General features: G+C 59.2%; 31 protein-coding genes. 6 read left to right on the top strand and 25 right to left on the bottom strand.

Annotation, left to right across the window (positions count from 1 at the left end):
- Position 1 precedes the first annotated feature (1 nt).
- Entirely contained in the window at positions 2-232 is a 231-nt protein-coding gene (locus tag RSE16_04750; GenBank protein ID WRH77299.1) for a conjugal transfer protein TraD, read from the top strand.
- A gap of 142 nt (positions 233-374) precedes the next feature.
- Here the strand turns inward: RSE16_04750 and RSE16_04745 are convergent, their stop codons facing one another.
- The 11 genes from RSE16_04745 to RSE16_04695 all read right to left on the bottom strand — a co-directional run bounded on the left by RSE16_04745 (position 375) and on the right by RSE16_04695 (position 10,748).
- Positions 375-710, bottom strand: a complete 336-nt coding sequence (locus tag RSE16_04745) for a single-stranded DNA-binding protein (protein ID WRH76781.1) — start codon at positions 708-710, stop codon at positions 375-377.
- A gap of 252 nt (positions 711-962) precedes the next feature.
- Complete coding sequence (locus RSE16_04740; GenBank protein WRH76780.1) at positions 963-1,892, bottom strand: cation diffusion facilitator family transporter; 930 nt, start codon at positions 1,890-1,892, stop codon at positions 963-965.
- Positions 1,879-2,262: a DUF305 domain-containing protein gene (locus RSE16_04735; GenBank protein ID WRH76779.1), complete on the bottom strand. Its 384-nt coding sequence runs from the start codon at positions 2,260-2,262 to the stop codon at positions 1,879-1,881. The genes RSE16_04740 and RSE16_04735 overlap by 14 nt, the downstream gene beginning before the upstream one ends.
- 52 nt (positions 2,263-2,314) lie before the next feature.
- The gene (locus RSE16_04730) at positions 2,315-2,929 is read right to left on the bottom strand and encodes a transmembrane anchor protein (protein WRH76778.1); all 615 of its coding nucleotides are present in this window, start codon (positions 2,927-2,929) and stop codon (positions 2,315-2,317) included.
- A gap of 12 nt (positions 2,930-2,941) precedes the next feature.
- Complete coding sequence (locus RSE16_04725) at positions 2,942-3,658, bottom strand: HupE/UreJ family protein (protein ID WRH76777.1); 717 nt, start codon at positions 3,656-3,658, stop codon at positions 2,942-2,944.
- Positions 3,658-6,831, bottom strand: a complete 3,174-nt coding sequence (locus RSE16_04720; protein WRH76776.1) for a CusA/CzcA family heavy metal efflux RND transporter — start codon at positions 6,829-6,831, stop codon at positions 3,658-3,660. Before RSE16_04720 ends, RSE16_04725 begins: the two co-directional genes overlap by 1 nt.
- 15 nt (positions 6,832-6,846) lie before the next feature.
- The gene (locus RSE16_04715) at positions 6,847-8,088 is read right to left on the bottom strand and encodes an efflux RND transporter periplasmic adaptor subunit (GenBank protein WRH76775.1); all 1,242 of its coding nucleotides are present in this window, start codon (positions 8,086-8,088) and stop codon (positions 6,847-6,849) included.
- On the bottom strand, positions 8,085-9,323 hold the full coding sequence (locus RSE16_04710) for a TolC family protein (GenBank protein WRH76774.1): 1,239 nt from the start codon (positions 9,321-9,323) through the stop codon (positions 8,085-8,087). Before RSE16_04710 ends, RSE16_04715 begins: the two co-directional genes overlap by 4 nt.
- 65 nt (positions 9,324-9,388) lie before the next feature.
- Entirely contained in the window at positions 9,389-9,727 is a 339-nt protein-coding gene (locus RSE16_04705; protein ID WRH76773.1) for a hypothetical protein, read from the bottom strand.
- Between the two features lie 44 nt (positions 9,728-9,771).
- Positions 9,772-10,125, bottom strand: coding sequence for a DUF3703 domain-containing protein (locus tag RSE16_04700; GenBank protein WRH76772.1), 354 nt, complete (start codon positions 10,123-10,125; stop codon positions 9,772-9,774).
- Positions 10,122-10,748: a cation transporter gene (locus RSE16_04695; GenBank protein WRH76771.1), complete on the bottom strand. Its 627-nt coding sequence runs from the start codon at positions 10,746-10,748 to the stop codon at positions 10,122-10,124. The genes RSE16_04700 and RSE16_04695 overlap by 4 nt, the downstream gene beginning before the upstream one ends.
- A gap of 70 nt (positions 10,749-10,818) precedes the next feature.
- Between RSE16_04695 and RSE16_04690 the strand changes: the two genes are divergently transcribed.
- The 4 genes from RSE16_04690 to RSE16_04675 are packed head-to-tail and all read left to right on the top strand — an operon-like array spanning position 10,819 to position 12,545.
- A complete protein-coding gene (locus tag RSE16_04690; GenBank protein ID WRH76770.1) occupies positions 10,819-11,223 on the top strand; it encodes a helix-turn-helix domain-containing protein in 405 nt (134 codons plus the stop codon).
- Positions 11,223-11,573 (top strand): DUF3147 family protein, encoded by a 351-nt coding sequence (locus RSE16_04685; protein ID WRH76769.1) that lies wholly within the window; start codon positions 11,223-11,225, stop codon positions 11,571-11,573. The genes RSE16_04690 and RSE16_04685 overlap by 1 nt, the downstream gene beginning before the upstream one ends.
- A complete protein-coding gene (locus RSE16_04680) occupies positions 11,570-11,914 on the top strand; it encodes a YnfA family protein (GenBank protein ID WRH76768.1) in 345 nt (114 codons plus the stop codon). The genes RSE16_04685 and RSE16_04680 overlap by 4 nt, the downstream gene beginning before the upstream one ends.
- Positions 11,915-11,927: 13 nt before the next feature.
- Complete coding sequence (locus RSE16_04675; GenBank protein WRH76767.1) at positions 11,928-12,545, top strand: class I SAM-dependent methyltransferase; 618 nt, start codon at positions 11,928-11,930, stop codon at positions 12,543-12,545.
- A gap of 10 nt (positions 12,546-12,555) precedes the next feature.
- Here the strand turns inward: RSE16_04675 and RSE16_04670 are convergent, their stop codons facing one another.
- The 3 genes from RSE16_04670 to RSE16_04660 all read right to left on the bottom strand — a co-directional run bounded on the left by RSE16_04670 (position 12,556) and on the right by RSE16_04660 (position 13,878).
- A complete protein-coding gene (locus tag RSE16_04670; protein ID WRH76766.1) occupies positions 12,556-12,750 on the bottom strand; it encodes a hypothetical protein in 195 nt (64 codons plus the stop codon).
- Positions 12,747-12,935: a hypothetical protein gene (locus RSE16_04665; GenBank protein ID WRH76765.1), complete on the bottom strand. Its 189-nt coding sequence runs from the start codon at positions 12,933-12,935 to the stop codon at positions 12,747-12,749. The genes RSE16_04670 and RSE16_04665 overlap by 4 nt, the downstream gene beginning before the upstream one ends.
- Positions 12,936-13,488: 553 nt before the next feature.
- A complete protein-coding gene (locus RSE16_04660; protein WRH76764.1) occupies positions 13,489-13,878 on the bottom strand; it encodes a MerR family transcriptional regulator in 390 nt (129 codons plus the stop codon).
- Between the two features lie 71 nt (positions 13,879-13,949).
- Here RSE16_04660 and RSE16_04655 point away from each other — a divergent pair, with 71 nt between their 5' ends.
- On the top strand, positions 13,950-14,726 hold the full coding sequence (locus RSE16_04655) for a glutaredoxin (protein ID WRH76763.1): 777 nt from the start codon (positions 13,950-13,952) through the stop codon (positions 14,724-14,726).
- A 72-nt stretch (positions 14,727-14,798) separates the two neighbouring features.
- Here the strand turns inward: RSE16_04655 and RSE16_04650 are convergent, their stop codons facing one another.
- The 11 genes from RSE16_04650 to RSE16_04600 all read right to left on the bottom strand — a co-directional run bounded on the left by RSE16_04650 (position 14,799) and on the right by RSE16_04600 (position 22,941).
- On the bottom strand, positions 14,799-14,951 hold the full coding sequence (locus RSE16_04650; protein ID WRH76762.1) for a hypothetical protein: 153 nt from the start codon (positions 14,949-14,951) through the stop codon (positions 14,799-14,801).
- A 90-nt stretch (positions 14,952-15,041) separates the two neighbouring features.
- Positions 15,042-15,470 carry a DUF411 domain-containing protein gene (locus RSE16_04645; GenBank protein ID WRH76761.1) on the bottom strand — a complete coding sequence of 143 codons (429 nt, stop codon included), beginning with the start codon at positions 15,468-15,470 and terminating at the stop codon, positions 15,042-15,044.
- Positions 15,471-15,531: 61 nt separating this feature from the next.
- Complete coding sequence (locus RSE16_04640) at positions 15,532-15,735, bottom strand: hypothetical protein (protein ID WRH76760.1); 204 nt, start codon at positions 15,733-15,735, stop codon at positions 15,532-15,534.
- Complete coding sequence (locus RSE16_04635) at positions 15,732-16,088, bottom strand: hypothetical protein (protein ID WRH76759.1); 357 nt, start codon at positions 16,086-16,088, stop codon at positions 15,732-15,734. The genes RSE16_04640 and RSE16_04635 overlap by 4 nt, the downstream gene beginning before the upstream one ends.
- Positions 16,085-16,804 (bottom strand): PepSY domain-containing protein, encoded by a 720-nt coding sequence (locus RSE16_04630; GenBank protein ID WRH76758.1) that lies wholly within the window; start codon positions 16,802-16,804, stop codon positions 16,085-16,087. Before RSE16_04630 ends, RSE16_04635 begins: the two co-directional genes overlap by 4 nt.
- Positions 16,804-17,892: a copper resistance protein B gene (locus RSE16_04625; GenBank protein WRH76757.1), complete on the bottom strand. Its 1,089-nt coding sequence runs from the start codon at positions 17,890-17,892 to the stop codon at positions 16,804-16,806. The genes RSE16_04630 and RSE16_04625 overlap by 1 nt, the downstream gene beginning before the upstream one ends.
- On the bottom strand, positions 17,889-19,721 hold the full coding sequence (locus tag RSE16_04620) for a copper resistance system multicopper oxidase (GenBank protein WRH76756.1): 1,833 nt from the start codon (positions 19,719-19,721) through the stop codon (positions 17,889-17,891). Before RSE16_04620 ends, RSE16_04625 begins: the two co-directional genes overlap by 4 nt.
- Positions 19,722-19,859: 138 nt before the next feature.
- Complete coding sequence (locus tag RSE16_04615) at positions 19,860-21,530, bottom strand: SEC-C domain-containing protein (GenBank protein ID WRH76755.1); 1,671 nt, start codon at positions 21,528-21,530, stop codon at positions 19,860-19,862.
- A 156-nt stretch (positions 21,531-21,686) separates the two neighbouring features.
- Positions 21,687-22,250, bottom strand: coding sequence for a sigma-70 family RNA polymerase sigma factor (locus tag RSE16_04610; GenBank protein ID WRH76754.1), 564 nt, complete (start codon positions 22,248-22,250; stop codon positions 21,687-21,689).
- Positions 22,247-22,687 (bottom strand): periplasmic heavy metal sensor, encoded by a 441-nt coding sequence (locus tag RSE16_04605; protein WRH76753.1) that lies wholly within the window; start codon positions 22,685-22,687, stop codon positions 22,247-22,249. Before RSE16_04605 ends, RSE16_04610 begins: the two co-directional genes overlap by 4 nt.
- Entirely contained in the window at positions 22,687-22,941 is a 255-nt protein-coding gene (locus RSE16_04600; protein ID WRH76752.1) for a hypothetical protein, read from the bottom strand. Before RSE16_04600 ends, RSE16_04605 begins: the two co-directional genes overlap by 1 nt.
- Between the last annotated feature and the right edge of the window lie 102 nt (positions 22,942-23,043).

Here is a 23,043-nt window from a genome sequence, read left to right as displayed (position 1 = left end):
CATGCGCGAATGGCAGATCAAAAGACGCGAACGCACGAAGCAACTGATCGAACTCGGCGGACTTGTCGCGAAGGCCGGGCTGATCGAATTGACCGACGATGACCGCGCCACTCTCTACGGAGCATTCCTGACAGTCGCGGTCAAGCTGCGCAGCGAGGATCGCGAGCAGGCGCTGGCGATTTGGAAGCGGAGAGGCAAACGTGCGTTTGAAGCTGAGACCGAAAACACATGATGGGTTAGACCTTCATCCGGTTTACAAAATTCGAAAAACGCTAAGTCAGGCTTAGCCTTTTGCTAATTCGGTAAACCAATTGCTCACCTTCCGCATTGCAAAAGAGCGTGAAGGCGGTGACCAGAGGCCACCGCCCGATGCGTTAGTCGCGCTCTTGGTCCGATGGTTTGCCGTTCGCCTTGGCAAGGACGGCTAAGCCGTCTGCGAGCAAATCGACGGTGTAGCGGGTCTGACCCTCGGCTTCGTAGCTCGACTGCCGCACGCGTCCGGTAATGCGGACAAGATCGCCGGTGTCGGCTTTGGCGAGACGGTCGCGCAATTTGCCGAAGAGCGTGACGCGGTTCCAGTGGGTGTCGGTCTTCCACTCGTCGCCGTCGCGGCGGTTGTAGTTGGCAGCGACCGAAATGTTGGTGACGTCCTTGGCGGAGTCAATCTTGCCGATGCGCCCGATGATGTGAAATTCAGCGATATTCTGCATGGTGCTTCTCCTGATCGCGTCAGGCGAAATGTCCTGACGGACATCGAAGGGTCGCGCGCCGCCCGCGCGCAAGCCAAAAAACGGAGGCTCCATTTATGGAAACCGTAGGCGCTCGCGCCGGTTTTTTGCTTGCGCGCACAAGGGCGGTGCAAAGCGACCAAACGTCCGTCGATCAAGGACATGGCTGGCGCGGTCAGGCGGAACACAATAAAAGTCGCTCGTTGCCCACCGGTCAGCCAATTTCGGCTTTGGTCAGCGGTGCAAGCTCTCTTCGTCCCCGCACGGTTCGATTTCGGTTTGGATAGTGGCGTGGTGGATGTCGAAGCGCGCTTCAAGCATCTCGGTCACCGCCCGCCTCGTGACTTCGGCATCTCTGCCATCCGCCACCGCGACATGCGCGGTCAGGCTGGCGTCATCCCCCGCGACTGACCAAAGGTGAAGATCGTGAACGCCAGTCACGCCAGCGACCTCGCCCATCGCAGCGCGGATAGCATTCAAGTCGAACCCGCGCGGGACGCCTTGCAGCAATATATGCGTGGTATCGCGCAGCAAGGTCCAAGTGCGCGGCAACACCCACAGGCCAATGGCAATGGCGACGATGGGGTCGATCCAGTTGTAGCCGGTGAGATAAATCGCAACAGCCGCAGCGATGACGCCCAGCGAGCCGAGCATGTCGGCCCAGACTTCGAGATACGCCCCTTTGACGTTGAGACTGTCATCCTTCCCTCCTGCTAGAACGCGCATTGAAATCAGGTTCACGACAAGTCCGATTGTGGCGACAATCAGCATTCCAACCGATTCAACCGGTCGGGGATCAAAGAAGCGCGTGATGCCCTCGAACAACACGTAGCCCGCGACTGCAAAAAGCAGGATCGCGTTGAACGCGGCGGCGAGAATTTCAAAGCGGCGATAGCCAAAGGTGCGTTTGTCGTCGGGCGGGCGCTGGCCAATCTTTACGGCAGCAAGCGCAATGGCAAGCGCGGCGCTATCAGTGAACATATGCGCCGCATCCGAAAGCAATGCGAGGCTGTCGAACACAAACGCGCCCACCAATTCGGCAACAAGAAACACGGTGGTAAGCGACAAGGCGATAGCCAGCCTTTTGGTGCTGGCCCCTGCGCCGTGGTTATGTCCAGCATGTCCCTCGTCAGGGTTTTGGAGGGCGTGGTCAGTGGCTGGCATGATCGGGCTTTGCAGTTTCGCCAGCATCCGTTCCGTTCTTCTCCAGCCAGCCCCGCATGATCGCGATTTCCGATTCCTGGGCTTTTATCACCTCCTCGGCAAGTTTGCGGACCTCGGGGTCCTTGCCGTGCTCCAGCGCAACTTTGGCCATCGCGACAGCTCCCTCATGGTGCGGGATCATGGCCCGCATGAAGTCTGCATCGGCATTGCCTGTGAAGGTCATGGTCATATCTTTGTGCATCCGGTCGTTCGCGGCCTTGAATGCGGCGGTGGCTGGATTGTCATTGGCCGTTACGGTTTGCTTCTGCGTGCTGGGTTCGGGCGAACAGGCGGCAGCGGCTAGGCTAGCTATCAGGATCAATTTTTTCATCGTCATTCCTTTTTCAATCGAACTTGGTGGCTCGGCGAGCCGCCATCATCTGTCAGACGACCCGTTTGATGTCGGTGTAGGCACCGGTGGTTTTCAGCACGACTGTCACCGTCCCATCCGAGCGGTTGCGCCAATACCAGCCATGTGTGCCGTCGAATGCGGTGACCAGCGTGCCTTTTTCGCCGGTCGACGCCTTGCCCTTGCCATAGCCGTGGTAGAAGCCCTTGCGCCGGACGACCGGATCGCCATGCGTGTCGTAATTCACGTTTCCGCCTGAGACGGCCCAGTCGAAGCTGATGCTGGCACCTTTGGCCGCGCTGACCTTTATTTCGGCGGCTTCACCGGGCGCGAGCGTGACCGTCATCGTGTCGTTGCGAGCGGCAACGGCTGCTTGGGGGATGACCGGGGTTGGTTGGGCTGGGCCAGTGATCGTCCCGTCATCGGCGGCCCGGTCGGCGGCTGCTTCTTCGGCCAGCTGCGTCTTGATTTCGCCCATTTCGGTCAGGCCGAGAACGCCGCCCAACCCGGTCGGGTCGATGCCATATTCCGACGGCATGACGACGGCCACGAGGATCGCCGCCGCGCCGCCCATCGCTAACAAGGTCGAGCCGACAAGCTGCCGCGTCGTCGGAAGCTCGGACATATCGGGAAGTTTGGAATTTAACATCAGTCTAGCTCCTTAAGCAACAATCAGTCCGGTAAGCTGATAGCCCACCAGCAAAAATCCGACACCCATCAGCACCACGTTCACCGCAAAGGCATGGCGCGCGAAGCTGCGGCTTTTGCGCCAATAGCCCATCAGGATGAGGATGGCCGACAGCGCAAGCAACTGGCCGATTTCGACGCCGATGTTGAAGGCAATCAGATTGGTGAGCAGCCCGTCTGGCGACAATTCGAACTCCTGAATCTTCGTCGCCAGCCCGAAGCCGTGGAACAGACCGAAGATCAGAGTGGCAGCCTTGGTATTCGGCTGCACCCCGAACCAGCGCCGGTATGCGCCCAGATTGTCGAGTGCTTTATAGACTACCGACAGGCCAATGATCGCGTCGATGATATAAGCATTAGCGCTGATGCCAGTCAGCACGCCGAACAGCATCGTCGTCGAATGGCCCACCGCAAATAGCGTTACATAAAGGCCGATATCCTTAAGCCGGTAAAGAAAGAATATGACGCCGAACAGGAACAGCAAATGATCGTATCCGGTGACCATATGCTTCGCGCCCAGATATAGGAAAGGCATGAACTGGACGCCGCTGACTTCCTGCACATAGCCTTGGTCGCCCTCTGCAACGCCGTGCGCAAAGGCGTCCGTGGCTCCGAACGCGAAGAACAGAACAAGCGACAAAGCCCACCACGCCAGCGAGGTTTGGGCCTTTCTGACAATCAAAAGATTCATCAGGCTGTTCCTTGCGCGAGATTTGAAGATGGAGGGGTTTCAGATTCGATTGCGCGACGCTCTTCACGACCATGAATCAGCCGGTAGAGCGCGGGCAGCACGATCAGCGTCAGGATGGTCGAAGAGATGATGCCGCCAATGACTACGCTGGCGAGCGGTCGTTGCACTTCGGACCCTGCCCCCACATTTAGCGCCATTGGAACAAAGCCCAATGACGCGACCAATGCGGTCATCAAAACCGGACGCAGCCGGGTCAACGCGCCTTCACGGATCGCAGCATCAAGATCCATCCCGCGTTCGCGCAAGTCCTTGATGAAAGACAGCATGACAACGCCGTTCAACACGGCAACGCCTGACAGCGCAATGAAGCCGATCCCTGCCGAAATCGACATCGGAATGTCGCGCAGCGCCAAAGCGGCTACGCCGCCGGTAAGCGCGAGCGGAACACCCGAAAACACGATGGCAGCGTCTTTGGCAGACGCGAACAGCGTGAACAGCAGTCCGAAAATCAGAAGCAATGCGAGAGGCACGACGATCTGGAGCCGTGTCGCAGCAGACTGCAACTGTTCAAACGTCCCGCCATATTCGACATAATAGCCTTCGGGCAGCGTCACCTCGGCATCAATCTTGGTCCGCAGCTCGGCGATGAATGACCCCAGATCGCGACCGCGCACGTTGGCGGTGATAACTGCCCGGCGTTTGCCATTTTCACGGCTGATCTGGTTTGGGCCGACCGAAAGCTCGATGTCAGCAATCTGCGCGAGCGGCACAAAGCCTGCCGCGCCATCGCCGCCAACGGGAATAGGCAAGCTGCCAAGCGCATCGACGTTGCTGCGCAGTTCTTCGGGAAGCCGGACGACCACATCGAAGCGGCGGTCACCTTCGAACACTTGCCCTGCGGCACGCCCACCGGTTGCAGTCGCCACTGCATCCTGCACATCGCTCATGTTGATACCGTAGCGTGCCAGCATGTCGCGTTTGGGTGTCACAGCAAGAACGGGCAGTCCCGTGACTTGCTCGATCTTGACGTCCTCAGCACCGGGGACCGATTCAACGACTTCCTCCACCGCGCCGCCGCTTTCGAGCAACTGGTCGAGATCGTCACCGAACAGCTTGACTGCAACGTCAGAACGAACACCCGCGATCAGCTCGTTCATCCGCATTTGTACCGGCTGCGTGAACTCGTAATTGTTGCCGGGAATTTGCTGCACCGCTGCATTCAGTTCGGCGACAAGCTGGTCACGCGATTTGCGCGGGTCGGGCCACTCATCGCGGTCTTTCAGCATGATGAAATTGTCTGCAACCGAAGGCGGCATCGGGTCGGTCGCCACATCGGCGGTGCCGATCTTGGCGAACACCCTTTCGACCTCGGGGAATTTGCGAATGCGGTTTTCAAGCGCTTCCTGCATCTTGATTGCCTGGCTCAGGCTTGTGCCGGGAATGCGCAAAGCGTGCATCGCGATATCGCCTTCATCTAGGTTCGGGATAAACTCCGAACCCAATCGCGTTGCACCAAGGCCCGCAAGCAAGACCAATGCGACCGCGCCGCCGATAATCAGCTTGCCGCGCTTCATCGTCGCATCGAGCAAAGGCGCGTACTGGCGGTTGAGCCAACTCATCACGCGATTTTCTTTCTCCTCGACCCGGCCTGTCACAAACTGCGCGATGGCAGCGGGAACGAGGGTCAGCGCGAGAAGCAAGGCTGCGGTGAGTGCCATGACGACAGTGATCGCCATCGGATGAAAGGTTTTGCCTTCGATACCTGTCAAAGCAAAAATAGGCAGATAGACGACGGTGATTATGATGACGCCGAAAATGCTCGGTTTCATCACTTCGGCGCTGGCGCTTGCCACCAAACCGAAGCGTTCATCACGGTCGAGCAAGCGCCCCAGTCGGTGCTGCGCCTCACCCAATCGTCGGAGGCAATTCTCGACGATGATGACCGCACCATCGACGATCAGACCAAAGTCGAGCGCGCCAAGGCTCATCAAATTGGCTGAGGTCCGTGTCTGCACCATGCCGGTCAGCGTCATCAGCATGGCGACAGGGATAACTGCTGCCGTAATGAGCGCTGCGCGGATATTGCCCAAAAGCAGGAACAGCACGACGACGACAAGCAACGCACCTTCGGCCAGATTTTTCTCGACGGTCGCGATGGTGCGGTCGACCAACTCGGTACGGTCGTAGAGCGGGTGGGCGACTACACCTGCTGGAAGCGATTTTGTCGCCTGTTGAAGCCGTTCGGCGGCGGCTTGCGCCACGACGCGGGGGTTCTCGCCGGTGAGCATGAAAATCGTGCCAAGCACGATCTCGCGCCCATTCTCGGTCGCCGCGCCGGTGCGCAGTTCGGAACCGATCACAACTTCGGCAACATCGCCAATGCGGATCGGCACGCCGCCGCGCGTCGCGACGATTATCTGCGAAAGGTCAGCTTCGTCCTTTGCCTGACCCGGTACACGGATCAATATCTGTTCGCCTGCACGCTCGACATAGCCCGCGCCTTTGTTCGCGTTATTAGCTTCAAGCGCCTCGACAATATCTGTTAGCGACAATTTGAGCGAAGCGAGCTGCTGCGGGTTGGGCGTGACATGATATTGCCGCGCATAGCCGCCGATTGTGTTGACCTCGGCAACGCCAGGAATTGTCCTCATCTGAGGACGCACAACCCAATCGGACAATGTGCGCAAATCGCTTGGCGTATATTCCGAACCATCAGGTTTGCGCGCGCCGGGTTTAGGTTCGACCGCATACATGAAGATTTCGCCAAGTCCCGTCGCAAGCGGGCCAAGCTGCGGTTCGATCCCCGGCGGCAGTTGCGATTTCGCCGACTGGATGCGCTCATTGACGAGTTGGCGCGCGAAATAGGTATCGGTGCCGTCCTCGAAGACGACGGTGACCTGACTCAAGCCATACCGCGAAATCGACCGGGTATAGGAAAGCTTGGGGATGCCAGAGATCGCGGTTTCTATGGGGAAGGTAATGCGCTGCTCGGCTTCGAGCGGCGAAAAACCCTCCGCCTCGGTGTTGATTTGCACCTGAACATTGGTGATGTCGGGAACAGCGTCGATGGGGAGCTGGGTCGCGCTATAGACGCCGAGCGCGCAAAGCAGCGCGACGACAGCAAGCACGAACCAGCGCTGGCGGATGGAAAAGCCGATGATACGGGCAAGCATGTCAGTTATCCCCGATCAATGGTCATGGCTCGCGCCCGACTTTTCGATGTCGGCGCGAATGAGGAAGGCTCCTTTGGCGGCATAAGGCGTGCCGGGCTTGATGCCCGAAAGCACCTCGGTCCATTCAGGCGACTTGCGCCCCAACTCCAACATGCGGACCTCGTAATCCTGGCCGTAATTGGCAAAGACCACCGTAAAGTCACGGAAACGTTGCAACGCTTCGGTGCGCACCGCCAGCGGCACTTGCACTGCGTTGATTGTCACGCGGCCACGAAGCGCCATACCGGGACGCAACCGCCCACCTCGATTGGGGACCGATGCCCGCACAAGCGCTGTGCCTGCCTCGGCATTGCCATCGGGGAGATACTGACCCAGACGTGCCGCAGCGATTGCGGTGCCTTCCATCGTTTCGATCTGCACCGCCATACCGGGCTGGATTGCACCTAGGTCCTTGGGGAAGATGTTGAACACAACCGTCGTCTGCGCCGAGTCGGTAATGACGTAGAGCGCACGGTCGAAGGTCACATCGCCGGGATTGCCATTGCGTTCGGCAACAACGCCGCTGACCGTCGAATAGACCGGATAAACCTGCAAGGACTCGCTCGACTCGATCCGCGCGAGCAATTGACCGCGCTTCACGGTGTCGCCGACTTGCTTTGTGACCGAGACAATCCGCCCCGGAAACTGCCCGCGAATTTCGGACCGTGCGGTCGTCGCCAACTGGACTGTCCCGTAAAGCTCGCGCGTCTCGCCGATGGTAGCTGGCCCCACTGTTTCGATCTCGATTCCACCGGCCTTGGCGGCTTCGGCGGTAATCCGTGTGCGACCTTCGGGGCTGGCATATTTCCAGACATGACGTTTGCCGCTTTCAACCGCGACGACCTCGACGTCGAAGCTGTGCGGTTCCTCGACCACACCTTGTCCGGTCAGATAATCCTTTTCAGCCTTGAACGGGAAGGTGTTGACCTCACCGCCCAGCCGCTTGAGCGTTACCGTCAATTGCACAGTCTTGGCATCGACTGGCTTGCCGTCCTTGGTCGGATAGACCCGGAATTGCGGCGGCACACCGTCCTCGAAGATGGTCATTTCAAGCGCAAAGTCGCCATCCTTCAAAAGTCGGCCATTGTGCGGCCCTTTTTCCGGTTCGCCTGCTTCGCCACTTTCTGCGGTAGGCTCGCTGCTGCTACTGCCACAGGCTCCCAAAGGCGCGATGATGAAAAGCGCGACAGCAAGCCGGTTGATGATGTTGTTTCTCATGGATTAGTCCCCCTGTCGGCAGCGGCGTCGAAGCGCCCGGTCAGCCGGTCGATTTCTGTTTGTAAGTCACGGTAACGGATGACGGCATCGAGCCATTCGGCCTGCGCCTGAATGATCGCGTCGGCAGCACCCTGCATGTCGCGGAAGTTGAAGCCGCCGCGCGCATAGCCCTCTCGCACCTGCCGGAGCGCCTTGGTAGTCTGCGGATAGACCTCAAGAACGATAGCGTCGGCGCGGGCTCGCGCGGCGTCAGCTTCTGCGCCAAGGCTGGCAAGACGGCGGAGCTTGTCGAGCCGCTGCGCCTCGGCAGTCAACTCGATCCGCAGCTTTTCGGCATGGGCCTTTGCGATATTGCCTTGGTTACGGTCGAAGCGTCCCAATGGAATGGTGATACCCGCAACCAGCGCCACATCGTTGGTGCCGCGCAGGAAGCGTACCCCTCCACTGACTGTGTAGTCGGGCCGCGCCCGTGTCTGTTCCAATATCACCGCTGCCGACGCTCGCGCGACCTCAGACTCCGCGAGTTCCGCATCGGCGGTCGCAAGTTCCCGCGCTGCTGGGATGCCAGACATTACTTCTCCGACCGTCTCGACATCCTCTGCCTCACCGTTCCAATATGCGGCCAGCGCCGCGCGCATACCCTGCTGCCGCGCCTGCGCCTCGATCAGATTAAGCCGTGCCTGTGTGACCCGCGCCGATGCGCTCGTCTCGACGAACAGCGGGTCCTTATATCCGCGCACTCGGCGCAGAGCTTCACGCTGCATTTCCACTTCTACGCCAAGTCGTGTTTCTGCGATTTCGACGACATATCCGGCGACAATAACATCAAGAAATGCGCGCTGGACGGCGCTGACAAGTTCGAGCCGTGCCACCCGCGATGAGGCTTCTGCAACGCCGATGTCACGCTCGGCATAGGCGACACGCGCGTCACGTTTGCCGCCGCGCTCGATTGTCTGGCTATAGGTGCCAGTAATCTCGGCCTGGCCGAAGACATTGTATGGCCCGCTGCCGACTAGGTTTTCGCCTTCGACGGTGACGGTTGGGTTGGGGCGGACGCCCGCTTGGACACGGCCAGCTTGTGCGGCAGCGACCGCCGCCTCATTGGCGCGGATCGACGGCGCGGCCTCAATGGCCTTGGCAATGGCTTCATCCAGCGTGATCGGCTCCGCAAAGGCAGCCGTAGCCGGAAAGGCCAGCGCCGCCGCCAGCAAGGCGGTGCGCAATTTGGGAAACATGATAAAACTCCTGAACCGTAGACACGTTAAAGGGCCGGGCGCAAAGCCCGCCCTAACGGCGCGGTTCAGGTAGAGGGTGGTTCGGTGGGTGGTGCCTGACTGAAAGAGGTCAGCACTGTCGCGCGTTGCAATGGCAATAAGGCTTTGCCGGACATTGCGCCAAGGGCAACGTCGGTCGCGCGCGCATCAAGCGCAGAGGGGCAATGGTGGTGATGGACACCCTCGCCCGTGCCTTCGGGTGACGAAGGCGCGTCACCATGATGGTCCATTATCGCGTCAGAGGCGAATGCCGCCTTATGATCGGCGTGATGACTTGCCGGTTCTTCATGCGCGATTGCAGGCGTATGAGCCGTGCTCGCGACGAACGCGAAAGCAAGAATCAAACGGGCAATGAATTGCATCATGCTTTTCCGCTTAGCCACCGCATCGACTCGGAGCAATCTTTTCATCATTCGGAGACGACTTCCATCGCACGCGCCAAGTCATCGGCGATTGGCATCGGCAGAAAAGCACTAACATTCGAGCGTCCCGTGTTGCCAACGGGAATGCGGCCGGTCAGTGCGCCGAGCGGCGCAAGCGCAAGTCGGACGATCTGTCCTGTCAATTCGCGCAGGTCGCGTTGCTCGAAAGCAAAGCACAGCATCGACCAATGATTGGCGATATGCGGGCCAAGAAAAGGCTGAGAGACTATATGCGCTCGTTCCAGCGCTGCCCAAGCCGTGGTTATATTTTGGCTTGCCTTGGCAGCACGATATGCCGCCATTTCATTGTCGATGAGCATGATCGCGTGCGCCCGTTTCATACTGCCACCGTCCGCAATTCTGATTTCGCTTGCCGGAACACCTGCAAACCTCCGGTCAACGCCAAAGCTGCCATGACGGATGCGACAATCAAATCCGGCCACGCGCTTCCTGTGCCAAACACGCCAAGTGCGGCCACTATGACCGCAGCATTGCCGATGGCGTCGTTACGTGAGCATATCCAGACAGAGCGCATATTGGCGTCACCTGCTCGGTAACGGTAAAGCAACAGCGCCACGCCGACATTGGCAACCAGCGCCAAAGCGCCGACCGCACCCATCATTTCGGGATCAGGCGAAGTGCCGTTTACGAAAGCGAACATCGCGCTGCCAAACACCCAGCCCCCAAAGCCAAGCATGAACAGCGATTTCAGCAGCGCGGCCCGCGCGCGCCAAGCCAGCACCATGCCCACCACCGCAAGGCTCACCGCGTAATTCGCTGCATCACCCAGAAAATCGAGCGCGTCGGCTTGCAATGCGCGGCTATCCGCCGCTGCACCCGCTGCCATCTCTACGAGAAACATGCCTGCATTGACGATCAGTGCCGCCCACAGCACGCGCCGCCAGCGCGGATCGGCCTTGGCCGTCTCGCTCCCGCAGGCACTTTCGCAGCAATTGTCCGCCATCTCAAATCCTTCTCGACAAATCCCGAGTCGGACGCCTAGCTACACCCTGTAGCAACTACAGGGTCAAGAGATGAAAATCGGCGAACTGGCAAACGCAACCGCGACCAAGGTCGAAACCGTGCGTTATTATGAAAAAATCGGCCTCCTGCCACCGCCCGCCCGGACATCCGCCAACTACCGCGCCTATGGTGCTGAGCATCTCGCGCGCCTTTCCTTCATCCGCCGCGCCCGCGATCTGGGCTTTACGCTCGAAGCAGTGCGCGAACTGCTGACACTTTCCGACAACAAGGCGCAGTCGTGCGAGGCGGTGGATAGCATCGCGCAAAGCCACCTGACCGAAATCGACCGCAAGATAGGCGATCTTAGCGCGCTGCGTAGCGAGTTAGACCGTGTGCTTGGGTCTTGCCGTCACGGCACGATTGGCGACTGCAAAATCATCGAAACCCTCGCCCCGCGCGGAAAGGCCATTTCCTAATGCTGTATCTGGTTATCAAAGCTGTCGTTTCGGCCATCATCATCGTTATCGTTTCCGAAACTGCGCGCCGGAATCCCGGCACAGGCGCACTGATAGCATCGCTGCCGCTGATTTCAGTTTTGGGCATGATTTGGCTGTGGCGCGATACGCAAGACATCGAACGCATGGCCGAGCATTCGGGTGCAACATTCTGGTATGTGTTGCCGAGCCTGCCGATGTTTTTGTTCATCCCGGTGCTGCTCAAACGCGGCTTCGGTTTCTGGCCCGCGCTTGTCGCGGGCTGCGTCCTTACGATGGCGCTGTATTCGGCAATGGTCTGGGCGGGGCCGAGAGTTGGTTTGAAGCTGTGACCACGCCCCTCGTCTCGACCGCGTTCGTTTACGCTGCTGCGGCCCTCGCGGAGATAGCGGGCTGTTTCGCATTCTGGGCATGGCTACGTCTGGACAAATCGGCTTGGTGGACGCTGCCGGGAGTTATCTCGTTGGCAATCTTCGCGCTGATGCTCACCCGCATCGACAGCGACGCCGCCGGACGGGCGTTCGCCGCTTATGGCGGCGTTTACATAGCCGCCTCGCTTCTTTGGCTGTGGAGTGTCGAAGGCGTTCGGCCCGACCGATGGGATTTCATCGGCGCGACAATTTGCTTGGCAGGAGCCGCGTTGATTCTTTTCGGGCCCGGGCGGACGACATGACGGAGGACAAACGATGACGAACGAACAAAGCAGCCATTGGGAGAATGTATATGCGACCAAGGATGCCGCAAAGGTAAGCTGGTTTGAGGAATCCCCTGCGCTGTCGCTGGAGCTGATTGCCGATGCTTATGACGGGCGCGGCGGTGTTATTGACATCGGCGGCGGTGCTTCGCGGCTTGCAGGTGCGCTGGTTGAGGCGGGTTACGCGCCGGTAGCGGTTCTCGACCTGTCGGCCAACGCGCTCGCTGTTGCCAAGGCAAAGCTGGGGAAAGCTGCCGAATTTGTCGAATGGATCGTCGCCGATGTGACGGCGTGGCACGCTGCGACCCGCTTTGATGTCTGGCACGACCGCGCGGCGTTTCATTTCCTCACCGAATCGGCGCAACAGCAAGCATATGCCCAAGCCATGCGCGCCGCTCTCAACCCCAGCGGCATTGCGGTCATCGGCACGTTCGCGCCGGATGGACCCGAAAAGTGCAGCGGCTTGCCGGTCGCCCGACACAACGCTGCCAGCATCGCCGCCATATTAGGCGATGACTTCGACCTGATAGCCGAACGACGCCACGAGCATTTGACGCCCGGCGGTTCGGTGCAGAAATTCCAGTTCAGCACGTTTCGCCGAACGGCCTAGCAACGTCCGCTCAAAACAATTCCAACTGGCGGCGCATCGGGTCCCAAAACCCGATGTCGAGCGGGCGTTGCGTCCGCTTGGGCTGCATCGGCTGCTGCGCGGCCCATGTCAGCCGCTCGCCAAGACTGATTGGCTCTATGCCCGTCATCATTATCTGGTCGGTGTCGCTCGCCACCCTGACGCGGCCACGCTTTCGCGTACTCATTGCAAACGCCCTCGGCGTTGCTCGCAAATCAGAACAAGCGCCCCGAAATCCTCGCGCTCGCCAAGCCGGTCGGCAATGCTGCGGACACAGGCCAGCGGCAAACCGTTGTCATGCGCCACCTGACGCAAGTAATCGTCGCGGCACTCTGCCCCGCAAGCGCGATACTGCAACAGCAAATCGGTCATTTCCCAATCCTTCCTTCGGCTGAAAGCCGCAATCGACATGCGACATGCGGCCTGCCTTCCGGCTAGGATGGGAGGGGGAGGGAAAACCGAAATCGATGCCCTGGCGCGGACCAGCGGGCCATGCCCGCCACACGGGGGTGTCTATTCCGGTTTGGGAACGAGAGGGCGAAGCCCTTGGCGTTCACGCTCAAACAAGCGAACAGCGCCGGTCAGGCGCTCACAGAGACGTGCAGCGGATCACCACCCACGGCGCCCTCGCAACGGTGCGACGCAGACGGGTGATGTGCCGGCAAGCCGAGTTCACGACACGGCCGCCCGCGCGAAGCGCAGCACCGCCGTCGAAGCGAGCGCGCGCCCGGCGCTCATCCGGCAAGGAGAGAGGCGAGTGCGCCTGCGGGTCAGCTCAAGAACGCCGCGCCCTCAGGAGCGCCTTCAGACGTCCCGCTCATCATAACCGCTCCCGATCGTCACCCGGATGGGCCGGGACTACAGGCCCGGTCCGCACCAGCGGATAGAGCGGGTCGCCCGAAGGGCAGCGCACCATGTGTGAAAATCATTGGGGCTCAAAGGCTTCAATAATAGGGCACCGCCCGTCGCCACCTTCTGCGCATTCATCGGCCAAACGTCTCAGCGACCGCCGGGCGGTTTTGAGAGTCTCGATTTTCTCGTCAATCTCGACGATGCGCTTGTTCGCAAGCTCCCGCGCGCGCTCCCGTTCTTCGGTGGCGTCCAACGCGAGTAACTCCCCGATTTCAGATAGTGTGAACCCTCCCGCCTGAGCCGCGCGGATGAAACGCAAACGGCTGAGATCGGTATGGTCATACCGCCGCACCCCGCCGTTGCGATCCGGCTCCGCGAGCAAGCCCCGGCGCTGGTAAAAGCGCACCGTCTCCACGCCCACGCCGCCCGCCGCTGCAAGTTTTCCGATGGTCATCGCATTCATCGCTTGACTCCGTACTATGCTACGGAACCTATATAGGTCGGGTGACGTTACATTCCAATGAGGAAACACCCATGACTCAAGCCACAATTTCAAAACCGGCGCAGGCCAGCACAGCCGCCAAGACCGCCACCATTTACCGTATGGTGATGCCAAAACACACCTGCCCCTATGGTCTCAAAGCGCTTGATCTACTCAAGCGCAAGGGCTTTTCCTTGGAGGACCGCTGGCTTACTACGCGCGAGGAAACCGACGCATTCAAGGCCAAACACGGTGTCCAGACCACGCCGCAAATCTTTATTGGCGGCGAACGCATCGGCGGACATGACGATCTACGCCGCTATCTCGGTTTGTCGGTCGCCGATCCCAAGGCAACGACGTATCAGCCAGTGATCGCGCTGTTCGCAATGACCGCGCTGATGGCGCTGGCGGCAAGTTTCGCGGTTTATGGAACGCCTTTCACAATCCACGCGGGCGAATGGTTCATCGCTTTCAGCATGTGTATCCTTGCGATGCTCAAGCTTCAAAATGTCGATAGGTTTGCGACGATGTTTTTGAATTACGACCTGCTCGCAAAACGCTGGGTGCCTTATTCGCGCATCTATCCGTTTGCCGAAGGACTGGCGGGCGTCCTGATGGCTTCTGGCGCGCTCAACTGGCTGTCGATTCCGGTCGCATTGTTCATCGGCGGCATCGGCGCGATGTCTGTGTTCAAGGCGGTTTATATCGAAAAGCGCGAACTCAAATGTGCCTGCGTCGGCGGCGACAGTAATGTGCCTCTGGGCTTTGTCTCGCTCACCGAGAATGTGATGATGGTCGGGATGGCAGTTTGGATGATTTTCGCCCACTAATCACGCGGTCTGCCGATGGTTTCGCAAAAGTCGCCCGGCCAGTTGGCCGGGCGCTTCTATCACCGCAGTTATTCAGTCGTCACAGCAGTCCATCGCCTGCTCACAACATGCGTCAAGTGCCGCGCAACAGGCGTCAACCGCATCTGCAACAGTCGAGGCTTGGGCTGCAAAGGCAGCGGGCGTAACAAAAAGCAAGGCGGCAGCTGCGGCAAAATATTTGGTCATAAACTCTCTCCGTCGGGTAGCTGGAATAGCGTCGCGATATATCGCCGCTATGAATGATATTCGGTCCAGCAACGGCAACGGTTACAATTTTCAATGCTTGGCAAATACTCTCGTTTTGCCAGAGCCAAAGGCAATGACATTATAGCGGTCTGCCGGATAACCGGGTGCTTCCATGCCCGGTGATCCCAATGGCATTCCGGCAACTGCCAGTCCGCGAACACCTTGGGGCTTCTCCGCCAATACCCGCTTCATATCAGCGATAGGCACATGACCTTCGAAAGCCATGCCGTCGATAAGCGCGGTGTGGCATGATGCGAGGCCAGCAGGCAATCCGACCCGCCGTTGCAGCGCCGGGCGGTTAGCATCGTCGATGACTTTCACGCTGCGTCCGAACGCCTTGCGGACTTGTGCAGCCCATTTTTCGCAACATCCACAGCCAGGGTCGCGGTGCATCACAGCATCGCTTGCCGCCAGCGCCGGAGTTGCAACGAGCGCTATTGCCAAAAAGAACTTTCGCATGTTCAATTTCCTTCAACGAAGAAACGCGGAGAGCCGTCGCCAGCCCTCCGCGCAATCTTACTTATTTGTGATCCATGCCGCCCATGTCATGGCCTTTATGCTCGTCACCGGACTTGGCGTCCTTGTCCTTGCAACAGGCCATCTTGCCATGTTCATCCTTTTTGCAGCAGCAGCACTCCTTTTCAGGGGTAGGTGCCGGTTCGGCGGCAAAGGCAGCGGTGGACATGGTGAGCGCGAGAGCACCCAAAAGATACTTGGTTTTCATGATTTAACTCCGATTGTTGATTGAGAAAAATAGTGCGCGCTACGCCTTCGCGGAGGCGGGGTTGGCGGCTTGAGTACGCCGCCCGCTAATTGCGTGCTAGCCGAAAAATTCTGGGCCGCGATGACCCGCAAGGGCTGCGCCAAGTCGGCGGTTGCCACGGGCGGAAAGGCACACGCATGGCACGAACGCGCCGCGTCGTCCCCTTTCTGTCCGCCCTTCCCGTCATGATGATTGGGAATTTCCTCGCAATGCCCCATCATTGCTACGGCTTCTGTTTGAACAGGCGCGGCGCAAATCGGTGCTACCCGCAACACGAGCGCAATCGCGATAAAACAGGCAGCGAGTGTCTTCATGCCGTGCGCCGTCTTCGGCGGATCGGCCAACGCATCACAAGAAGCGCGGTCCCGGCCAAACCTAAAAGCAATCCGCCGATTGCAAAAGCGAGCAGCCACCATGTGTTGAAATTCTCGTGGTTCTTCCAGTCCATGATGTGGAGGCTCCAGAAGAAATCATAGAGCCGCCATGTGCCGGTGCGAACGGCAGCGATCTGCCCGGTGTCGCGCGCAACGAACACGCTCGTATGATCGGGGTCGGCAAAGGCCACGCGCCATGCTGGAAGCGCGGCGCGGTATTCGGGGCTTTCTTTGGTAACGAGACTCACTGTCGATTTGGGCTTTTCTCCCGATTTCCAAGCTGCCTTCGCGATTCTGGTGGCGGTCGCAGCGTCAACCGGCGGCAGCCTGTCGCCGCTCGCCGCGTCGAAAAGCCTAATTCCCTTCGCCGTCGTCACTTCGGCTACGGGTTTGTTGCCGAGCATGTGCAAGGTCATCGCTTCAACCGGAGCGCCAGCCTGCGCGATAATCCGCTGTGGCGGTGCCAGAGCAATTCCGGCAGGGACAGCGACGACGGTTTCGCGGTCAACCAGATGCTCGCCGCGCACCTTGTCGATAGGCAAGAAGCTCATGATGACGCCGCTGGTGAACCAGATCAGCAATTGCGCGCCAATAATCAGCGCCAGCCATTTGTGGACGCGGCTCGCGGCAAGATGCAGACGCGTGCGGCTTCCCATCAAAACCAGAAACGGATTCCGGCGACAAAACTCGTCACATCTGTATCCTCCCCTGCGGCGCGGGCGAAGCGCGCCGTGTCCCCTGTTTTCTTGGCCCATTCGACGCCGATATAGGGCGCGAACTCCTTGACGATCTCATAGCGCAATCGAAGCCCCAATTCGACATCGGAAAGTCCTGAGCCGATTGCGCTCTCCGAAACATCCTGAAGCGCGAAATTGAACTCTGCGCGCGGCTGAAGGATCAGCCGCTGCGTAATCCGCTGATCGTAATAGCCTTCGAGCCGTCCCAGCACATCGCCCTTGTTCGACACAAACAGCGCCCCCTCAACCTCAAACCAGTAAGGGGCCAATCCCTCAAAGCCGACCGCCGCATGTGTGCGCTTTGGCCCCGGACCCAGATCCTGCCGGATACCTGCCTGCAAGTTGAAATAGGGGTCGATGGCGCGGCTGTAGAGCAGCTGGATTTCGGCATCCTCGACGCCTTCGCCAAATGCGCCTTCGCCTTCGCTTTTCACCGTTATCTTGTTGATGTCACCGCCATACCAGCCTTCGCCGTCCCAGCGGAAACCGTCGCGGCCCTTGCGAACCTGATACTCGGCAAGGTTGAAGCTAAGGAAGGCCGTCGTCTGCGCGCCGTTCTCCTTCATCATCTCGTGCCGCGCGTGTTCCATTTCGCCTGCGGGAAAAATGCGGTCGGCATACCAGTCGTCGGGCGGTGCGGGAGCCGGTGCGTCGCCCGGTGGCAGGTCGGTGCCGGTCTTTGACATTTCGGCGACGGGATCAGCCGCAGCCTTCGGTGTGCAATGCCCCATTTTGGCGTGTTCGGGTGGGCAGTCGGGATCGACGACGGCTTCGGGTGGCGGCGAGGCTGCGACCGGCTTATCGGCTTGCATTGTGCAGTGACCCATTTGGGCATGTTCCGGCGTGCAATCCGAAGGCGGCGGCGCACTCGTAGGCGGCGCTGGCTTTTCGGGTTTTGCCATTCCGGGCAATTTCGAATGGTCCATGCCCTGCATCGACTGTGCAAAGGCAGGTGTCGCAAAGCTCAGCACGGCGGCGCTCGCCAGCAACAATGCGGTGCGGGTCATGCCGCTTCTCCGCGCGGGCGCACGCTGACGACGCGCATCATCCCGGCGTGCATGTGATAGAGCATGTGGCAGTGGAACGCCCAGTCGCCGAGCGCGTCGGCGGTAAAATCGAACGACGCCGTGCCGCCGGGCTGGACCAGCACGGTATGCTTGCGCGGCGCATGATCGCCCTTGCCGGTGACCAGCTCGAAGAAATGGCCGTGCAGGTGGATCGGATGGCTCATCATCGAATCGTTGATGAGGTTGATGCGAACACGCTCGCCTTCGAGGAACGGGATCGGCTCGTGATGATCGGACATCTTCATGCCGTCGAACGACCACATGAACCGCTCCATATTGCCGGTCAGATGGATATCGAGCGAGCGGTCGGGCGCGCGGACGTCGGGGTTGCGGTCGAGCGCCACAAGATCGTGATACGTCAGCACCTTGTGCGGCACATTATCGAGTCCTTGGCCGGGTTCGCCCATTCGGTCCACCGGCATTGGCGAAATCGTCTGGACGCTCGGGTCGCGCTTGACCTGCGGCGCGACGCTAAAGTCGCGCATGCTGTGGTCCATGCCGCCGCTGCCATGCCCCATCGCGCTGTGATCGACCGCAGCGGGCGCGGCGGCGGCGGAGTCAGGAGCGGGGGTGCAATGGCCCATCTTGGCATGTTCGGGCGGGCAATCGGCAGCGGCGGACGCACCCATCGCGCCGCCCGACATATCCATGTCGCCCATGCCCATGTCTTTCATTGTGGCAAGCGGGCGTTCGCGCAAAGGCGGCACTTCGGCGGCCATCCCGGCTCGCGGGGCGAGTGTCGCGCGGCCCATTCCTGAGCGGTCATTGGCTTCGGCAACGAGCGTGAAGGCGCGATCCTCGGTCGGAGTCACGATCACGTCGTAAGTCTCGGCGACCGCGATCTGGAATTCATCAACTTCGACCGGACGGACATTGAGGCCATCGGCCTGAACGACGGTCAGCCGCAGGCCGGGAATGCGGACGTTGAAAATGGTCATCGCCGACGCATTGATAATCCTCAGCCGCACCCGCTCGCCCGGCGTGAAAAGCGCCGTCCAGTTGTCCTTCGGACCATAACCATTGACCAGAAAATCGTAGGTGGAGCCGTTCGCATCGGCGATGTCGGTCGGGTCCATCCGCATCTTGCCCCATTCGAGCCTTTCCTTTGCCGACTGGTCCTTGCCAGCGAGCAACCCGCCCAGCGTCTGACGCTGCATGTTGAAATGGCCGGGGTTGACCTTCATCTTGCGAAAGATCGCTTCGGGCGAAAGCGGGCTATGGTCGGACAGCACGATGACATGCTCGCGGTCATAGCCAATGGGGTCCACGCCTTCGGGATCGACCACGATAGGCCCGTAATGGCCAAGCTGCTCCTGCAAGCCCGAATGGCTGTGATACCAATAAGTCCCCGACTGGATGACCGGAAACTCATAGACAAAAGTCGAGCGCGGCTTGATGCCGGGAAAGCTGACCCCCGGCACGCCGTCCATCTGGAACGGCAGCAACAGCCCGTGCCAATGGATAGAGCTGTCCACGTCAAGATCGTTGCGCACGCTGAGCCGCGCGGTCTGCCCCTGTTTCAGCCGAACCAGCGGACCCGGAACGGTGCCGTTTATCCCGATGGCTTTGCTAAGCTTGCCGTCAATCCGCATCGTCTGCCGCGCGATCCGCAAGCTGATGTCATTGCCCGAAACGACCGGCAAAGGCGCGACGATGCCAGCCGAAACTGGCTGCGCCCAAGCGGGGAAAAACGATGCGAGCGCAACCCCGCCACCCAGCGTCGCCCCACCCCTGATAAGCGCGCGACGGTTTAATGTTGTTGTGGTCATGCAGCCTTATACGCGGGAGTCGGCGTTATCCCTCAATGTGTTTTTTGGGGGGCGCAGGCGGCTAGCGACAAGATTTCGGACGATTATCTACAAAGTTCCCGCCGCTAGGAGCTGCCGTTCGTTCACGGCATAGATTCTCTAATTTGCTTGGGGATTAGGTTCGCTCGTTAGAACACCATCGACGACCTTGAACATACCACTTCCCGAGACCTGCCGTTCACAAAGCTCTAACAGCAGGTCCTCGTCTGATGAGCCTTCAGCTTGAACATCGTTCATATGCAGGTGCTCAATCAATTTTGTACGCTCCATCTTCTGCTGCCCTTCGACGAAAAACAGAAACAGATCATAGGGCGTCTTGATACTCTTCGGGACGTATTTCAATTTTCCAAAATAAGCATCTGGATGGGCCTTGAAGTCGGATAGTTGGGTGTCAGTCATTTTCTCCTTTAAGAGGTATGCTTTGTCGCCATCGGTTTGAATCGCAACTGCGATTTCCTTCTCCGCTTCAAGAACGACTGCATCTGTTACGGTACCGATGATGTCGCTGCCGTCTTCGCCGGCGCCTTCAAACTTGTATTTTTCGCCAATCTGAACCGGAGTAAGTTCGCCAAAGAGCGCAGTGGCGGCCATGGAGCCATCAAATGTGGTCGGGAAACTGAGCAGCTTAGACAGACTATCACACACCTGAATTGCGTCCGCGTGCTTTTTGTCGCGCTTATAGATTTCGGAAAGCTTCATATGCCCCGGGCGGTTGAAATCAGAGATACCCATTCCAGACGGAATCGACAGCATCTGCGCTGCGCCGAGCAAATCCCGGTGGAATGTCATGTTTGTCACGAAGACATAGGCGGCCTTATCGGCTTGTAGCGACTCGTTCTCGTATTTGAGCAGTCGCTGATTGACCGCATTAACCAACGCCGGTCGGTTCTCGTCGCTGGCATCCACCGACATATCTGCGTTTAGATCGATGAATATCATCCGCTGATCGTTTGCTGGCTTCTTAAATGCGGCATTTAGGTGCTTGACGAGTTCGGAGGTCGGCTTTTTGGCAGTCTCTGAATTGACACCATCGGTGCTGTTCTTGCCGAGCAACCCGGCCACGGACCGCATTTTCGCTTCGATCCAGAATTTTTTGCCAGTCTCCTTCGAAACAGCCGCGAATTCGCAGTGCTTAGAATGCCGATCAGATTCGTCTTCAAGTGTCAGTTCGAACCCTGCCGTAATCAATACGCGTGCAACCAGAAGTTCGTAATATGCGCCTTGAAAATTCGACCGATCCTTCAACCGTAAGATCATCCGATTTTGGAGTTCTACGTTATGTTCAATAAGGTAGAGGGCGTATGCCAACCCATAATAACAGGCCAGCACGCCAACAACTTCCATGCTGGCAGGCTGACCAGGGGCTTTGATCGACTCTTTCTGCAGCCGACATACAGCATCATACCACTGCAAGATTGTGTGCCGTTCCTCCAGCGGTTTTGCGAGTTCCGCGTTGCCCCACTCTGGACCCATCTTCGTGCGAATGTAGTCGCCTAGGAAATCTATAAAGGTCTTCCAAGTCGTCGAGGAAAGGAGCTGATTTCCGACGGCAACGATTTGATGCTCCTTGACCTTGGCCGAAATGATTGGTTTCCCGCGTCCCTGCTGCGCCTCTTGAACGCGTCTTTGTGCTACCATTTTTTCCCGCGAATGCTGAATTGCATCAGCAAACCCCGCACCGCCAAAAGGCAACAGGCCGTATTGCCCGTGACAGCGCTTGTATTTTTTCCCACTGCCGCATGGGCAGGGCTTATTGCGGCCGATCTTCATAGTTGATTTCAGATAGGTCTTACGCGCTTAAAAAATAAGGAGGTCGACAAGAATCGCTGGCATTTAATGTCCGCTTTTCTGCTGGATGCGACAAAACCCGCATGTCAGGACTCCCCAACTTAGCAGCCGCAGGTAGCACACACTCACCGCACTCCCTCAACCCCCAAGCAACTCCGCCAACCTCCCCCGCGCGCGATACAGCCGTGTCTCGACCGCCTTCTCGGTCACGCCCAAAGCTTCGGCGGCTTCGGCTTGGGCCATGTCTTCGATTGCGCGCAGGATCAGGACTTCGCGCAGGCGGGCGGGCAGTTTGGCGATTCCCGCGCTCACCCGCTTTAGTTCAGCGCGGTCGCTGGCTTCGGTTTCGGGGGAGGCGGCGTCGCTGGCGAGATCGAAGGCATCATCAATCGGCGCGGCGCGAGTGAAGAAAGACCGCACTGCACGACGCCTGCCCCAATCGCGGCATTTGTTGAGCGCGATGCGGGCGATCCAGACTTTGAACGGGCGCTCCGGATCGTAGCGTTTCAGCGCCGCGAAGGCCGCCACAAACGTCTCTTGCGTCACATCGAGCGCTTCATCGCCATCGCGGATGGTGTTTCGCACCAGCCGATAGACAGGCTCACGATAACGCCGCAAAAACTCCCGATACGCCCGCTCCTGTCCGCCAAGCGCAAGCGCCGCCAGCTCGCCATCACTACACTGACTTAGATCGAGACTCACCGCGCTTCGGCGGTCAAAGCCTTGACCACGGTCTTGTCGAAGCGCCGCGCTTGATCGGGGTTCATCACGGCGCGCATCTCGAACAGATGTTCGAGCGTGGATTTCTGCATTTCGCCCATCACATGATGGACATGATCGACCGCCGCCGTAACCTTGGGGCCATAGCCATGTTCGGCCTCGATTGCTTCGGCAAGCCGCGCATTGGCAGCGCGCATGTCGAGTTCGAGCGCCTTTTTGCGCACCGCAAAGCGCGCCTCTATGGCTTCGATCTTCGCTTCCTGAGCGGTGTCCAGCTTTAATTCATTGTGCAAAAAGGCATGAAGCTCGCTCTCGCTCTTGCGCGGCTGATCGCTGAACGTGCGAGCGACATAAACCCCGGCAACCGCTGCGGCGAAGGCAATCAGGGCAATGAGCGTAAGTCTGCGCCACGACCGCATCAGAAATCCAGCAGCGTCGAGGGCGCTAGCGCGGTTTCAGACAGGGCAAGTTCGCTTGCACTGGCGGGCGCGGGCATGATGCTGCCACCGGCATAACCGATGCCCAAGGCAAGCACCGCCGCCGCAGAAAACAGCCGCGAGTTTGCCCGCGCCTCGCTCTGGCGCTGCGTAAAGGCGGACATCACGGCATCGTCGATCTGCGCCAGCGCGCGCGGGACCGGTGCGTCGCCAAGTTTCCTGAGGGTCTCGTCCATATAGGTATCCAGCAAAATGTTTCGTGACTTTATATACGCGGGCTGCGCGCTTCCCCCTCAATAAGTTTGAGGGGTGTGGGGCGCTCCTGCGTATTCCTACTC

Source organism: Sphingobium sp., from assembly GCA_035196065.1.
In the GTDB taxonomy this organism is placed as follows: domain Bacteria; phylum Pseudomonadota; class Alphaproteobacteria; order Sphingomonadales; family Sphingomonadaceae; genus Sphingorhabdus_B; species Sphingorhabdus_B rara.
This window is presented reverse-complemented; position numbering and strand designations above follow the sequence as displayed.